Source organism: Nonomuraea sp. NPDC050394 (assembly GCF_044459065.1).
GTDB lineage: Bacteria > Actinomycetota > Actinomycetes > Streptosporangiales > Streptosporangiaceae > Nonomuraea.
In genome coordinates this window covers 1,202,412-1,217,502 of sequence record NZ_JBITIO010000001.1, presented here as the reverse complement: position 1 = coordinate 1,217,502, position 15,091 = coordinate 1,202,412, and the positions used below count along the sequence as shown (strand labels likewise).

Genomic DNA, 15,091 nt, shown 5'->3' with positions numbered 1-15,091 from the left:
GAAGGCGGGGGTGGAACGCGGGGGTGGAAGAGGCGGGCGAGGTGGCGGGTGAAGGGGCTTGTGACGGCGTGGGAAGAGGAGGCGGGTGAGCCGTGGGTTTCGTGGCGGAGTGGGAGGGAGAAGCACGCGCGGGGCGGGGGTGGCGCGCAGACTGGGAGGCATGGAGCTTCCGTGGTCGGAGTCGGGTGCCGGTGAACCGCTGGTCGTGCTGCGGTGGTTCACTCCCGAGCACTCCGCCAAGCCCGCCGCCGGCGAACGCCCCGTCCTGGCCGCCCTGGGCGAGCGCTTCCGGGTCCACGCCGTGAACCGTGCGCCCGGCATGCCCGAGGGCACCACCATGGCCGACGTCGCCGGGCAGCACGCCGAGGCCATCGGCAAGCGGTTCGGCGGGCCGGTGGACGTGCTGGGCATGTCCTCGGGCGGCTCCCTGGCCCTGCAACTGGCCGCCGACCATCCGGAGGCGGTGCGCCGCTTGGTGGTGGCGGGGGCCGCGTACACGCTGCCGCCGCACACGCGGCTGGCACAGCGCCGCTACACCGAGGCCGTCGCGGCCGGCCGTCGCGGCGCCCACCATCTGGCTCCGCTGGCCGGCGCGAACCCGCTGACCAGGGCGTTCTTCACCGCGCTCATGTGGCTGGCCGATCCGGCGATCCGTCCTGCCGACCCGCGCGACATGCTGCGCTTCGCCCAGGCGGAGGACTCCTTCGACCTGCGCGACCGGCTGGCGGAGATCGAGGTTCCCGCGCTGGTCGTGGGCGGGGAGCGCGATCTGGCCTACACGCCCGGGCTGTTCCGTGAGACCGCGGACGGCCTGCCGTACGGGAAGCTTCTGGTGTATCCCGGAGCCAGCCACTTGGGGACGTTCCGCCACAAAAGGTTTGCGGCAGACGTCGCCGGATTTCTCCGCCCTTAAGCCCGCCGGAAGGGGACCGTAAGCGCGGCGGCGCACCGTGGGGCCATGCAGTACTCCATCGAACGCACGCTCGCTGCCTCCCCCGACCAGGTGTACGCCGCCTGGACCACACCCGGGTGCTTCGCCCGCTGGTTCGGTCCCCGGATCTTCACCACCCCCGCCGACCGGGTCCTCCTCGACGCGCGCCCCGGCGGCGCGTGGGAGGTCACGCTGGTCGGCGAGCACGGCTTCGAGACCACGCTGGGCGGCGTCTACCGCGAGGCCCGCGCCCCCGCCCGGCTCGTCTTCACCTCCGGCGATGCGGTCGTGACCGTGACGCTGGCAGGCGACGGAGACGGCACCGAGCTGCGCTTCCAGCACCGGGGCGACGGCCAGGAACACGTCAGGGCGGCCTGGCTGGAGTCCCTGGACCGCCTCGGCGAGCACCTGGCCGGCATGCCCGTTCACGAAGGCACGCCGCGTTCATGACCGGCAGGCCGCGTTCATGACCGGCAGGCCGCGTTCATGAACCCCGCGCCAGCAACTGCACCACGCCCAGGAGCAGCAGGGTCGCGACGGTGATCCCGAGCACCACGGCGCCGGTCGGGCGGTCCCAGAAGACGAAGACCAGGGCGGCCAGCGCCACCAGCCCGGCGCGCACCGGTGTGGCGTTGCGGGCCAGCCAGGCGCCGAAGCGGCCGGTGTTCAGCCGGGAACCGGCCAGGCCGATGCCCCGCTTCAGCGCGGACCGCGTCCTGACGGCGGTCGCGGACGGGCCGGTGAAGAACGCCGCGGCGGCGATCACCAGGCCCAGCACCAGCACCGTGCGCAGCCCGCCTCTGAGGAAGCGGGCCAGCGTGTCGAACAGGTCCGCGGCGGCCGCCTGGTCCAGCCCGTGCCGGGCGGCCGAGCCGAGGTAGGCGGCGCGCCCGGCGGCCAGCGCGGCGGCCAGCACCAGCATGCCCGCCATCAGCCCGATCCCCACCCCGGCCAGGGCACGGCGGCGGCTGTTCGCGACGTAGACGCCGAGGGCGATCAGGATCAGCGCCAGCACCGGCAGCGCCCACCTGAGCGTCATCAGCCAGCCGTACCAGCGCTGCCAGGTGACCAGGTCGGCCGAGTCGAACAGCTCGATCGTGGGGTGCAGTTCGGGGATGGAGGCGGCCAGGCCGAGGCCGGAGGCGACCAGCTTCTGCTTGACCCGGTCGATGATCGGGCCGAGGTCGAGGCTGACGGCGCCGCCGTTCACCTTGAGCAACTGGCTGCCCTCGCCGGAGAGCACCGCGACGAACTGCTTGTGCGCGACCCGGTTGGCCTGCACCCACACGGTCTGGAAGGTGTCGCTCGCGATGACCTGCCCGACCTTGTCGCGCACGAAGCCCTCGACGCCGTCGGTCATCGGGCCGGACAGCCCCTTGAGCTTGTCCCCGACGCGCGGCGGCAGCCTGCCGGCGATCTGGCCCACGATCGCCTGGACGTCCAGCGCCCGCATGACCGCGCCGGTGACCCGGTTGGCGGCGGCGTTCTGGATGGCCGGGTCACCGGCCAGCGGCGTCACGTTCTCGACGTACCGTTCGGTGTCCGAGACCTCGTTGGCGGCCCAGAACCCGACGCCGGCCAGCGGGACGAGCACGCAGCCGAGCGTGATCAGCACCGCGGAGACGACCGCGCGCCACCTTCCCCCGCCGGTACGGCTCCGCAGCTCGGCGACCTCGCCTCGCAGCCGCGCCAGCTCCGCCCGCTCCCCGGCGCCCAGCGGCTCCTCGGACATCGCCACCCCCTCGTTCAGAGAGGGAATGCCCGTTCGGCGGCCATCGGGCGGCAAATTCTCGGCCCGCATAGGGCAAGGCCCTGTCGCGCCCCCTCCCAGGGGGGCACTTCCAGATGATGAACGCGTACTACACGGAACCCGCCGGCCGCTCCGGCTGGCTCGGGTTCGCCGGAATGCTGGGCGTCATCCTCGGCTTCTTCCACGTGATCCAGGGGATCATCGCCTTCTTCCGCCAGGAGTACTATCTGACCTCCGGCGGGCAGCTTCTGGTCCTCGACTACACGACCTGGGGCTGGATCTGGCTGATCCTCGGCCTGGTCCAGGTGGCGGTGGCGCTCGGCATCCTGGCCGGGCAGATCTGGGCCAGATGGCTGGGCGCCATCTTCGCCGCGCTGGCCATGATCGGCCAGTTCGCCTTTCTCAGCGCGTACCCGATCTACTCGGTGATCAGCATCGCGCTCTGCGTGCTGGTGATCTACGGGCTGATCGCCGCGCCCAGGCAGGCGACGGGCTGAGCGCCGGAGGCGGGCCTCCGGCGCCCGGCGTCAGGCCTTCACCTCGCGCAGCCGGCCGGTCTCCACCTCGTAGACGAAGCCGCGTACCTCATCGCGGTGGGGGATGAAGGGGTCGGCCTTCACGCGCGCCACCGACTGGACGACGTCGCCCTCCAGGTCGGAGAACGCCTCCGCGGACCAGTCCGGCTTGATGCCGGTCTCGGCCCTGATGGCCTCCTTGAACGCGTCGTCGGTGAAGGTCAGCATGCCGCAGTCGGTGTGGTGGATGAGGATGATCTCAGTGGTGCCCAGCAACCGCTGGCTGATGGCGAGGCTGCGCCGTTCGTCAGCGGTGATGACGCCACCGGCGTTGCGGATGACGTGCGCGTCGCCCTCCCGCAGGCCGAGCAGGCCGTAGACGTTGAGCCGCGCGTCCATACAGGCGACGACGGCGATGCCCTTCGCGGGCGGGAGCGGCAGCTCACCCTTGTCGAACGCGGCGGCGTACCGGTCGGCGTTGGCGAGCAGTTCGTCGGTGACGCTCATCGCACTACCTCCCAGGGGTCGGGCCTCCCAAATTACCCTCATTTCCTACATAATCAATAGGGCTTGTTGACCTTGAGTGGCGGGATCTTCGCCAGGCACGAGGTGTCCCCGAGCCGTTCGTCCCGGATGAACCCGGCGACCAGGCCCACGGCGCACCCCGAGGCGTCCATCTCGGCGACGTGCCCGGTGTTCGGCACCGACAGGAACCGCGCCCTCGGGAACTGGGCCGCGCTCAGCCTGCTGTTCTCCGCCGCCGTGTTGTTGTCCAGGTCGCCGGAGACCACCAGTGTGGGCACGTCGGGCAGCTTGCCGCTCAGCGCGTACGGCCGGGCCGTACCCTCCTTCGGCCACCCGATGCACACCTCACCGCCGTCGGGGATGCTGAAGGCGTAGCCCTCGCGGCTGAAGGCGCCGAACCCGTGGGGGTCGGCCCGCTTGAGCGCCCGTTCGAACTGCCGCCACCGCTGCCGGATCGGCGCGTCCACCGACCACGGGCGCGTGTAGTCGTTGCAGACCACCGCGATGGTCAGGCCCATGTCCGGGATCTCCTGGTTGGCGGTCGCCTGGAAGAGCGCGGTCATCGCGGTGACCAGCGGTCCGGTGTCGCCCCTCGCCGCCCGGTGCAGCTGCGCGGGCATCGTGCCGATCAGCGAGACCTCGTCGGGAGAGCCGCCCAGGCCGCCGCTGGCGGCGAACGTGAGGATCATGGCCAGGGCGCTCTCGGTCAGCTTGACCGTCTGGGGCCGCCCCCCGACCGTGATCGTGAGGTCGATCGGCCCGGCCCGCAGCATCGCGGCCACCTTGCGCAGATCGCGGACGGCCGCGGCGCCGTCGCAGGCGCCGCTGCGCTCGCAGATCCGGCGCAGGCTGAGCGAGATCGCCCTGGCGCTCGGGCCGCCGAAGGGGTCGAAGGTGACCGGGTAGGCGCCCGACAGGACGATCGAGCGCACGGTGCCCGGGTGGCGTTCGGCGTAGATCGGCATCAGGTAGGTGCCGTAGGAGATGCCGTACAGGACGACCTTGCCGAGGCCGAGCTTCCGCCGGACCGCGTTGAAGTCGTCGGCCGTGGCGGCGGAGGTGTATCCGGCGGCGCGCGGACCGAGCGTGACCGCGCACGTGTCCACGATGCGCCGCTGCTCGGCCCGGTCGGCCCACAGGAAGCCGTCGGTGCCGCAGACCACCGCGCCGGACTGGCCGGTGCCGCGCGGGTCGATCAGCAGGAGGTCGTGGTCGGCGGCCAGGGAGCCGAGCAGCATGGAGTACCAGCCGGCCTCGCCGATGGGCGCGCCGCCCGGCCCGCCCGGGTTGACCATGACGGTGTTCTTGGCGGGGGCGGCCTCGTTCTCGCGGCGCACCAGGGCGTGGGCCACCTCGACGGTGCCCAGCTCCGGTTTGCCGGCGACCAGCGGGCGCCGCTCGGTGCCGCACTCCACCCGCCGGCCCGGCACCGCGGGACACCAGGACGGCGCGCCGGGCTCGGGAGTGTGCGGGGCCTTGGAGGCGGTGTCCAGGCCGGACGGCAGCGGGAAGGGCACCGGCGCGAACGGGTGCGGCCGGGCCTGCTGCGTACTCGGGACGGGAGGCGGCGGCGTGGGGACGATCGGCGAAAACCCCACAGCCGCCGCTAAAACCACGGAAATCATGGACATACGGCAAGCCTGGAGGAACCACGATCAACCCACCACCGCCGTAAGGCCTATCCCCCTAGTGCGGCCGCCTCCTCCTCAGGTGCCGGTCCCGCGGCGCGACATCCTCCCCGAGAGCCGTCAGGCGTGCCCGCTCACAGCGTGCGGCCGGTAGGGCGCCTCCAGCGCGGCGACCTCGTCCGCGCTCAGCGAGACGTCGACCGCGGCGATCGCGTCCTCCAGCTGGGCGAGCTTGGTCGTGCCGACGATAGGCGCGGTGACGCCCGGCCGGCCGAGCAGCCACGCGAGCGCGACCCTGGCCGGGGGCAGGCCCTTCGCCCCGGCCACCGACCTGACCACGTCGACCACGGCCAGGTCGCTCTCGTCGTACAGCTCGTCGGCGTAGGCGTCGCTGCCCGAGCGGACCGTCTCGCCGGAGCGTGCCAGCAGGCCGCGCGCCAGCGGGCTCCACGGGATGACGCCCACGCCCTGGTCGAGGCAGAGAGGCAGCATCTCGCGCTCCTCCTCGCGGTAGACCAGGTTGTAGTGGTTCTGCATGGAGACGAACCTCGTCCAGCCGTTGCGCTCGGCGACGTGCTGGGCCTTGGCGAACTGCCAGGCGTACATGCTGGAGGCGCCGATGTAGCGGGCTCTGCCCGACCTGACGACGTCGTGCAGCGCCTCCATCGTCTCCTCGATCGGTGTCTCGGGGTCCCAGCGGTGGATCTGGTAGAGGTCCACGTGGTCCACGCCGAGCCGGTCGAGTGAGGCGTCGATCGCGGCGAGCACGTGCTTGCGCGACAGCCCGCGGTCGTTGGGGCCCCGGCCCATGGGGAAGTAGACCTTGGTGGCCAGCACGTAGTCGTCGCGCTTGGCGAAGGTCTTCCTCAGCAGCGTTCCGGTGATCTCCTCGCTGGCTCCGGCCGAGTACATGTCGGCGGTGTCGAAGAAGGTGATCCCCGCCTCGGCCGCGCGCCGGACGATCGGCTCCGCCGCGTCCTCGCCGAGCTGCCAGGCCCGCGAGTGGCCGAAGCTCATCATGCCCAGGCACACGCGCGAGACCTTCAGTCCCGATGACCCCAGCCGGGTGTAGTCCATGCCAGCCCCTCCACGCTCGATCAGGCTGTTCACGTTACCCGGCGATCGCCTCGCGCTCCTGGTCGATGATCTGCTGGAGGTCGCGCAGGTCGTAGTTGCAGAGCACGGCGGCCGTCCACTCCGTGTCGAGGTAGACGCTCCAGTTGGTCGAGCCGCCGGCGATGCCGCCGCCGTGCGTGATGAGGCGCTGGTGGTTGAAGATGGGGGCGATCGGGCCGTAGGCGTGGAAGCTCTCCCCACGGCGCGGGTCGGGCGTTCCCGGGGACGGCCCGGAGATCTTCGGGCTCAGCCACATCTCGGTGTAGGCGCGGTTGAGCAGCTTGTGGTTCTTCAGCGCCCAGGCGAAGCGCAGCAGGTCGGAGGCCGAGGCGAAGGCGTTCCCGCCGCCCGCTCCGATGAAGCCGCGCGCCGAGTTGGACCCCTTCACGCCGATGGTGCCGCCCTTGTCGAGGTTGCGGACGCCGTCGATACGGGAGCCGTCCTCCTGCAGCATGTACGGGTGCGCGATGCGCTCGTCGTCCAGCCACTGGGGTCTGGTGTAGTACGCCGAGCGCCGCATGCCCGCGGGCTCGAAGACGTGCTCGCGCATGTACGCGTGGAACGGCATGCCGGAGACCGCGGCCACGATCTCGCCCAGGACGTTGTAGCCCATGCTGGCGTACTCCTTCCTGGTGCCGGGGACGAAGCGCAGCTTCTGCTCCCGGGCCAGCCTCCCGAGCTCGGCCTCGGCCTCCTCGATGCTGTTGAGGATCTTGTCGCCGCCGCCGCTGTTGGTCGGGTCGGTCATGCCGCCGGTGTGCGTGAGCATCTGGTGCACGGTGACGGCGCCGACGTCGGCGGGAAAGCCGTCCAGGTAGGTGCTGAGCTTCTCGTGGAACCTCAGCCTGCCCTGCTGGGCCAGCTGGACGATCGCCAGGCCGGTGAACGGCTTGGACGCCGAGGCGAGGGCGTAGATCGTGTCGGGGCCGTTGGGGATCTTCCTTTCCTTGTCCGCCATGCCGTACGCGCGGGACAGGACCACGCGGCCGCGATGGGCCACCAGCACGGTCCCCGAGAACCGGTCCTGGTCAGCCAGGTCCCGGATGTAGTCGTCGTAGGCCTCCAGCGAGCGGCCGGCGGCGGCCGGTTCCCGGCCGGTGCTCGCCATCAGCGGCGCCGCGCCCAGCAGGCCCAGGACGGAGCGCCGCGAAGGGTCGTCGGTCAAGGCGGATCTCCTTGTTCGTAGCGGATGGTGCCGCCGATACCACTGGAGCGCCTGCTAACTCCACGTAAGAGCGCCCCGCCGGTCGAGATCCGGCGGGGCGCTCCGATCGGGGTTCAGGCGGCCACCTGCCCGGCGAGCGCGACCGGCCGCTCCTCGCGACCGGCGCGGGCGCGCAGGACCGCCACCGTCAGGACGGCCAGGCCCAGGAAGAGCGCCGCGCCCACTCCGGCCACCGCGTGCAGCCCCGAGGTGTACGCCGCGCGGGCGGCGGCCAGAAGCGCCGGGTCGCCCAGCGTCTCGGCCACGGCCCCGGCCAGGGTGTCCGCCTTCACCTCGGCGGGAAGACCGGCGCGGAAGACGGCGGCGGCCAGGCTGCCCAGCGCCGCGACGCCCACCGCGACACCGAACTCGCCGCTGGTCTCGGAGATCGAGGCGGCGGAACCGGCCTTCTCCGGCGGGGCGGCGGCCATCATGATGCCGTTGCCCAGGCCCATCGGCAGCGCGATGCCCGCCTGGGCCAGTACCAGCCCGGTGACCAGGACCGGAACGCCGCTCGTCGCGTCGGCGAAGGTCATCAGGGCCATGCCGGCCGCGCCGAGCGCCAGGCCACCGGCCATCACGTACGCGGGCTGGACGCGCCGGGCCAGCATGGGCCCCGCGGACAGGGCCACGATCATGACCAGGCTCGGCGGGATCATCCACAGCCCGGCGGCCAGCGGGGACAGGCCCGCGACCGACTGCAGGAACGTGGTGACGGTCAGCGTGACACCGGCCATGACGACGCCGCCGAGCATCAGGATGGTCAGGGAGGCGGCGAAGGCCCGGTTGCCGAACAGGCGCAGGTCCAGCAGCGGGTCGGCCAGGCGGCGCTGGCGGCGGACGAACAGCGCGCCCATGGCCAGACCGGCGGCGACGGCCACCAGGGCCGGGGGCTGCCAGCCGCTCCTGGTGATCTCCTTCAGGCCGTAGATGGCGGGCAGGATGGCGCCCAGCGACAGGGCGACGCTGGCCAGGTCGAGGCGGCCGGCCGTACCGTCGCGGTACTCCGGCAGCACCAGCGGACCGGCGATCAGCACGACGGCCATGAACGGCACGCCCAGCAGGAAGGCCGAGCCCCACCAGAAGTGCTGCAGCAGCAGCCCGCCCACGAGCGGGCCCGCGGCCATGCCCACCATGAAGCAGCTGAACCAGATCCCGATCGCGGCGCCCATCTGCTTGGGGTCGCGGAAGATGTTGCGGATCAGGGCCATCGAGGAGGGCATCAGCGTGGCTCCCGCGATCCCCAGCAGGGCCCGGGTCACGACCAGCATCTCGGCGCTGGAGGAGAAGGCCGCCGCGACGGACACCAGGCCGAAGGCGGCCGAGCCGATGAGCAGCAGCTTGCGGCGGCCGACGCGGTCGCCGAGCGTGCCCATGGTCACCAGGAAGCCGGCCAGCATGAAGGAGTAGATGTCCATGATCCACAGCTGCTGCGGGGCACTGGCGCCCAGCTCGGAGCTGAGGTGCGGCAGCGCGAGGTACAGGACGCTGACGTCGATGGAGAGCAGCAGGGCGATCGAGCTGAGGACGCCGAGTGCGATCCAGTCTCGCTTGCCGGCGGTCGAGGTCGTGTTCATGGCTCCACAGTGGCCGGACGCGCTTCTGGTCTCCTTTCCGGCACCTTAAGGTGCTTCGTATGCGTTTTGGAGTGCTGGGGCCGCTGACCGTCTGGACGGACGCCGGAGAGGTCGTCTCGATTCCGGGGTTGAAGGTGCGTGCCCTGCTCGCGGACCTGCTGGCCCACGACGGCCGGGTGGTGTCCACCGACCGGCTCGTGGACGACCTGTGGGGTGACGACGCGCCGGCCAACCCGGCCGCCGCGCTGCAGGTGCGGGTCTCCCAGCTGCGCAAGGCGCTGGAGGACGCCGAGCCCGGCGGCAAGAATCTGATCGTCTCGCGGGCGCCCGGCTACCAGCTGCGGGTCGCGCCCGAGGCGGTGGACGCGCTGCGCTTCGCCATGCTGGCCGGAGAAGGACGGCTGGCCGAGGCGCTGGAACTGTGGCGGGGCTCGCCGTACGCCGACTTCTCCGACATGGAGTTCACGCGCGCGCCGATCACGAAGCTGGAGGAACAGCGGCTGACCGCCGTCGAAGAACTCGCGGAGCTACGGCTGGCCGCCGGCGAGCCGGTCGACGTGGCCGAGCTGGTGGCCGAACACCCGCTGCGCGAGCGGCTGCGAGCCGTGCACATGACCGCCCTCTACCGGGCGGGACGGCAGAGCGACGCGCTGGCCAGCTACGGCGAGCTGCGCGAACGCCTGGCCGACGAACTGGGCCTCGACCCGTCCCCCGAGCTGGCCGACCTGCAGGCGCGCATCCTGCGCCAGGACCCGGGCCTCAGCGGCCAGGACCGGCGCCCGCTCACCAACCTGCCCGCCACCGTCGACGACCTCATCGGCCGCGACCGGGCCGTGGCCGAGGTACGCGAGCTGCTCGGCGCGAGCCGCCTGGTCACCCTCACCGGCTCCGGCGGCGTCGGCAAGACCCGCCTGTCCATCGCCACGGCCGCCCAGCTGACCGGCGCGTACCCGGACGGCGCCTGGCTGGTCGAGCTGGCCGCCTACGACCGCGACACCGCCTCGCTGGCCGGCGCCGTACTGGCCGCGCTGGACATCCGCGACAGCGCCGGGCCGGGCGACGCGCTCGACCGGCTGGCCGACTCGTTGCGCGCGCGGCGCATGCTGCTCGTCCTGGACAACTGCGAGCACGTCATCGACCAGGCGGCGAAGCTGGCCGAGTCGCTGCTGCGGGCCGCGCCGGGGCTGAGGATCCTGGCGACCAGCCGGGAGCCGCTGAGCGTGGCCGGCGAGACGCTGTGGAGCGTGCCGCCGCTGGGGCTGCCCGAGGAGGAGGGTCTCGACGCGGTGGCGGCCTCCGACGCGGTACGCCTGTTCATGGCCAGGGCCACGGCGTCGGCGCGCGGGTTCGTGCTCGACGGGTCCACGGCGGCGGCCGTCGCGCAGCTGTGCCGGCGGCTCGACGGGCTGCCGCTGGCGCTGGAGCTGGCGGCCACCCGGGTGCGTTCGCTCGGCATCCACGAGCTGCTGTCGCGGCTGGACGACCGGTTCCGGGTGCTGTCCGGATGGCAGCGCGGGGTCTCCGACCGGCAGCAGACGCTCATGGGGATGATCGACTGGAGCTGGACCCTGCTCACCGACGACGAGCGGGTCGTGCTGCGGCGGCTGGCCGTACACGCGGACGGGTGCACGCTGGAGGCGGCCGAGGTCCTGTGCGGCGACGGCGGGCTCGACGTGATGGAGCTGCTCGCGCGGCTGGTCGACCGGTCGCTGGTGACCGTGGTGGAGGGGCCGTCCGGGGTGCGGTACCGGCTGCTTGAGTCGGTCGCGGCCTACTGCCGCCGGCGTCTGGACGACGCCGGGGAGACCGATCAGGTACGGCGGGCGTACGTGGCCTACTACACCTCCCTCGCCGAGCGGGCGGAGGGGCACCTGCGCGGCGCCGAGCAGGTGCGCTGGATGCGCGACCTGGACTCTGAGGCCGCCAACCTGCGCAGCGCCCTCGACTCCGCATCGTCCCCTGAGGCGTTGCGGCTGGTGAACGCGTTGTCCTGGCACTGGTACCTGCGCGGCCGTCTGCACGAGGCCCTCCGCTCCCTCGACGTCGCCCTGTCCGGGCCCGGCCTGCCGGACGGGGTCAAGGCGGAGCCGGACGGGGTCAAGGCGGAGCCGGATGGGGCCGAGGCGGAGAAGGCGCGGGCCTGGCGGGCCGGGTTCGCGTTGCTGCTGGGTGAAAGCGTGGACTGGGAGGCGGCGCTGGAGATCGCCGACCCGGCCGTGCGGGCGCGGGCGGAGCTGTTCGTGCAGTACGGGGTGACCGACATGCCGACCGCGACCGCCGTGGTGGACCGGGCCCTGGCGACCTGCCGCGAGCTCGGCGACCGGTGGGGCGTCGCGGTGGCGCTCAGCCGGCAGTCCCGCGACGCCTTCACCCTGCGCGAACTGGACAAACTCGACCGAGTCGGTCACGAGAGCCGGCGGCTGTTCACCGAACTCGGTGACCGGTGGGGCGTACTGCAGGCCAATGAGTGGCTGGGCGGTCTGGAGGAGATCCGCGGCGACTACGACGCGGCCGTCCGGATCTTCACCGAGGACGCCGTGGTGGCCGAGGAGCTCGGCCTGTGGCCGGACAAGGTACGCCGCCTGTCGTGGCTGGGCTGGATCGCCACCTACCGGCGCGACTACGACCGCGGGATCGAGACCTGCCTGGAGGCGCTCCGCCTGGCCGACGGCCAGGGCTACAAGGAGGGCACGATCTTCGCCAGGCTGGGCCTGTGCATCGCGGCCCGGCACTCGGGGCGGCTGGAGCTGGCCGAGGAGCACATCGCCGTCCTGCTACGGGGCGCGCCACGCGGTCCGGACGTCGATCCGCAGTTGTTCGTCCCGACCGTCCTGAACGAGCTCGGCCATGTCCGGCGGATGCAGGGCAGGGAGCCGGAGGCCCAGGAGCTGTTCAGGGAGTCGCTGGTGGCCTCCAGGAAGATCGGCGACCCGCGCACGATCGCGGGCACGATGGAGGCGCTGGCCACGGTGGCCGAGCCCGAGGAGGCCGCCCGCCTGCTGGGCACGGCCGCCGCGAGCCGCACCGCCCACAGCACCCCGGCCTCCCCGGACGAGACCGACGACATCGCCCGCGCGACCGCACGGGCCAGGGCCGCCCTGGGCGAGGCGGCCTTCGCAGCGGCCTACACGAACACCCTGTGAGTCAGGGGCGCAGGCGTTCCGTGTGGGCGCTGCCGCGGAGGGTCAGGAGGGCGGCGGTGCTGATCAGGCAGGTGGCCATCACGTAGTAGGCGGGGATGTCGGCGTCGCCGGTGTTCTTGATGAGCTGGGTGATGATGAGCCCCGCCGAGCCGGAGAACACCGCGTTCGACAACGAGTAGGCCAGGCCCAGGCCGGTGTAGCGGACGTTGGTGGGGAACATCTCGGCGAGCATCGCCGGCCCCGGCCCCGCCATCAGGCCGACCACGGCTCCTGCCACGAAGACGGCGGCGGCCTTCAGGGTCAGGGAGCCGCCGGGGTCCTGGAGGACGTTCAGGAGGGGTAGCGCTAGGACGACGATGAGGGCGGCGCCGGTGGTCATGACGACGCGCCGGCCGTAGCGGTCGCTGAGGATCCCGGCAGGGATGATGGCCAGCCCGAACCCCAGGTTGGCCACGACGGTGGCGACGAGCGCCTGCTGGAAGGTGGCGTTGAGGGTGGTCTGCAGGTAGGACGGCATGACGACGAGGAAGGTGTACCCGGCCGCCGACCAGCCCATGAGGCGGGCGATGCCGAGCAGGATGGCGCGCGCGGTCTCACCCGCGGTGGGCTTCACCCGCGTCTCGCGGTTCGTGAACGACGGCGTCTCCTCCAGCCGCAGCCGCAACCACAGGGCCAGCGCCCCGAGCGGGACGGCGAGCAGGAAGGGGATGCGCCAGCCCCACGCCTTGAGGTCGGTCTCCGGCAGCACGGTGGCCATGACGGCCGCCGCCCCGGCCCCGCCGAGCAGCCCGAGCGCGACGGTGAACGACTGCCACGACCCGTAGAGGCCGCGCTTGCGGTCGGGCGCGAACTCGGTCATCAGCGATACGGCCCCGCCGAACTCACCGCCCGCGGACAGCCCTTGCAGAATCCGGACGAGCGTCAGCAGCCACGGAGCCGCGGCGCCGATCGTGTCGTAGGTGGGCAGGACGCCGATCAGCGCGGTCGCGGCCGACATGAGCAGGACGACGAGGATGAGCAGCGGGCGGCGGCCGATCCGGTCCCCCAGGCGGCCGAAGATGGCGGCGCCGAGAGGCCGGAAGAAGAACGCCAGAGCGAACGAGGCATAGGTCTTGACCAGGGCTTCGAGATCGCCGGCCCCGGCGGGGGCGAAGAAGTTCGCCGCGATGATCGTGGCGAAGTACCCGTAGACCCCGAACTCATACCATTCGATGAAATTTCCGACTGATCCGGCCACGAGCGCCCGGCGCGACCGTGCCGTGGCCACGCCCGTCGTGCCGGTTCCATCCGCCATACCCGTCATGCGCGAAAAGCTTCACGCACTGCCTGCATCGTGTCAATAAGCTTCAGCCCAGCATGCGCAGCGGGGTCACGGTCTGCCGGTGCACGATCACGTCGAACCACTGGGTGATCGCGCCGCCGTACATGTAGTAGTCGAAGGGGCGCTTGGGGTCGTAGTTGGCGATGCCCCGCATCTTCTTGGGCCGGTTGAGCTGAGGTGGCGTCTTGACCCGCAGGTCGATGGCGTACTGGGAGATTCCGGCGTCGCCGAACGGGCGGTCGGCGAAGGTGCGGGGCGGGCGCGGGATGCGGACCGGCTTGCCGCCGGCCTCCAGGGTGCCGTGGTCGAAGGTGAAGCCGATGGACAGGTACCGCGGGCCGTACCAGCGGCGCAGATGTGAACCCGCGCTGGCGAAGCGGCGCTCGGGGGCGGGTGGCAGCGACAGGCGCAGGTCCGGGGCGTTGGCGGTGTGGGCGCTGGCCGCCCAGTAGGCGACCTTGTCGCCGGAGAAGCGCTGCCACCAGCGCAGGTTGCGCGAGGCCTGCTGATCGCGGTAGCCGGTGTCGGCCCTGCGGTCCAGGTACTCGAAGAACGAGACGATCTGGCGGGCGTTGTGCAGGGCCAGCGCCTGCGCGCGGGAGTCCGGCAGCGCCTTGACCACGTCGTACGCGGCACGCGCGTGGGCGATGTACGGCTTCATGTCCCGGCCGCTCTCGAACAGTTCGCGCAGGTACTTGCCGACGTCGTCGGAGGGCGGGCGGATCTCCGCCAGATGCGTCTTGACCGATTCGAGCTTGGCGGGAGCGGCCTTCGCCACGTGCCGGATGACCGCGTCGTACGCGGCGGGGCGGGTTGCGTAGAACTCCACGCCCACGAAGCGCACCTTGTCGGCGTGCCTGGCGTTGTAGGCGCGCAGCCAGCGCAGCACCTCCCTGACCTCCTCGGCCTGCCACGTCGTGGTCATCTGCTTCACCACCGCGTCCAGGTCGCCCTTCCCGGTGACGACGTAGCGGTCGACGAGCTGCCCGGTGGTCCAGTCCTCCTCCCACGCGATCGTGCGGAACCCGCGCTTCTCCACCAGATACCGCAGGAGCCGGTGCTTGAGCAGCGCCTCCTCGCGCGCCCCGTGCGTCGACTCGCCCAGCCCCACGACCTTGGCGTCCCCGATCATCCTGGCCAGCGGCGCGAGGTCGTCCAGCGGCGCCGCCGGGTCGATCGTGGCCAGCGGGACGGCCTGTTCCTTCACCCAGTCGACGACCGGTCCCGTGGTGAGCGAGAACGCGGTGGCGGCGGCGAGGGCGGCGTGCGTGATCATCTGAGATCTCCTTCGATCGGCTACGCCCCTACCGTCCTGCGGGACGCCGTCCGCCGCGTCCGCCGCTGAGCCCCCGCGGCGCTACCCCGGCCGGTGTAGCGCCGC

Annotated in this window: 12 protein-coding genes; 4 read left to right on the top strand and 8 right to left on the bottom strand. The window is 72.1% G+C overall.

What is annotated here, in order from left to right; genetic code table 11:
• Positions 1-160: 160 nt before the first annotated feature.
• Both ACIBKY_RS06005 and ACIBKY_RS06000 read left to right on the top strand, forming a co-directional pair.
• Positions 161-913, top strand: a complete 753-nt coding sequence (locus tag ACIBKY_RS06005) for an alpha/beta fold hydrolase (protein WP_397094776.1) — start codon at positions 161-163, stop codon at positions 911-913.
• A 45-nt stretch (positions 914-958) separates the two neighbouring features.
• Complete coding sequence (locus ACIBKY_RS06000; protein WP_397094774.1) at positions 959-1,381, top strand: SRPBCC domain-containing protein; 423 nt, start codon at positions 959-961, stop codon at positions 1,379-1,381.
• 34 nt (positions 1,382-1,415) lie between these two features.
• On the opposite strand, the gene ACIBKY_RS05995 is transcribed toward ACIBKY_RS06000, so the two are convergent.
• On the bottom strand, positions 1,416-2,663 hold the full coding sequence (locus ACIBKY_RS05995; RefSeq protein WP_397094773.1) for a hypothetical protein: 1,248 nt from the start codon (positions 2,661-2,663) through the stop codon (positions 1,416-1,418).
• 113 nt (positions 2,664-2,776) lie between these two features.
• Between ACIBKY_RS05995 and ACIBKY_RS05990 the strand changes: the two genes are divergently transcribed.
• Positions 2,777-3,178 carry a hypothetical protein gene (locus ACIBKY_RS05990; RefSeq protein ID WP_397094771.1) on the top strand — a complete coding sequence of 134 codons (402 nt, stop codon included), beginning with the start codon at positions 2,777-2,779 and terminating at the stop codon, positions 3,176-3,178.
• 30 nt (positions 3,179-3,208) lie between these two features.
• On the opposite strand, the gene ACIBKY_RS05985 is transcribed toward ACIBKY_RS05990, so the two are convergent.
• The 5 genes from ACIBKY_RS05985 to ACIBKY_RS05965 all read right to left on the bottom strand — a co-directional run bounded on the left by ACIBKY_RS05985 (position 3,209) and on the right by ACIBKY_RS05965 (position 9,246).
• The gene (locus ACIBKY_RS05985) at positions 3,209-3,703 is read right to left on the bottom strand and encodes a beta-class carbonic anhydrase (RefSeq protein WP_397094770.1); all 495 of its coding nucleotides are present in this window, start codon (positions 3,701-3,703) and stop codon (positions 3,209-3,211) included.
• 53 nt (positions 3,704-3,756) lie between these two features.
• Positions 3,757-5,319, bottom strand: coding sequence for an alpha/beta fold hydrolase (locus tag ACIBKY_RS05980; protein ID WP_397094769.1), 1,563 nt, complete (start codon positions 5,317-5,319; stop codon positions 3,757-3,759).
• A 150-nt stretch (positions 5,320-5,469) separates the two neighbouring features.
• On the bottom strand, positions 5,470-6,426 hold the full coding sequence (locus ACIBKY_RS05975; protein ID WP_397094768.1) for an aldo/keto reductase: 957 nt from the start codon (positions 6,424-6,426) through the stop codon (positions 5,470-5,472).
• A gap of 34 nt (positions 6,427-6,460) precedes the next feature.
• Positions 6,461-7,630 carry a serine hydrolase domain-containing protein gene (locus tag ACIBKY_RS05970; protein ID WP_397094766.1) on the bottom strand — a complete coding sequence of 390 codons (1,170 nt, stop codon included), beginning with the start codon at positions 7,628-7,630 and terminating at the stop codon, positions 6,461-6,463.
• Positions 7,631-7,743: 113 nt separating this feature from the next.
• Positions 7,744-9,246 (bottom strand): MFS transporter, encoded by a 1,503-nt coding sequence (locus ACIBKY_RS05965; protein ID WP_397094765.1) that lies wholly within the window; start codon positions 9,244-9,246, stop codon positions 7,744-7,746.
• A gap of 59 nt (positions 9,247-9,305) precedes the next feature.
• On the opposite strand from ACIBKY_RS05965, the gene ACIBKY_RS05960 reads away from it, so the two are divergent.
• On the top strand, positions 9,306-12,389 hold the full coding sequence (locus tag ACIBKY_RS05960) for a BTAD domain-containing putative transcriptional regulator (protein WP_397094763.1): 3,084 nt from the start codon (positions 9,306-9,308) through the stop codon (positions 12,387-12,389).
• A gap of 1 nt (position 12,390) precedes the next feature.
• On the opposite strand, the gene ACIBKY_RS05955 is transcribed toward ACIBKY_RS05960, so the two are convergent.
• Complete coding sequence (locus tag ACIBKY_RS05955; protein WP_397094761.1) at positions 12,391-13,683, bottom strand: MFS transporter; 1,293 nt, start codon at positions 13,681-13,683, stop codon at positions 12,391-12,393.
• Positions 13,684-13,735: 52 nt separating this feature from the next.
• Entirely contained in the window at positions 13,736-14,986 is a 1,251-nt protein-coding gene (locus ACIBKY_RS05950) for an erythromycin esterase family protein (protein ID WP_397094760.1), read from the bottom strand.
• Between the last annotated feature and the right edge of the window lie 105 nt (positions 14,987-15,091).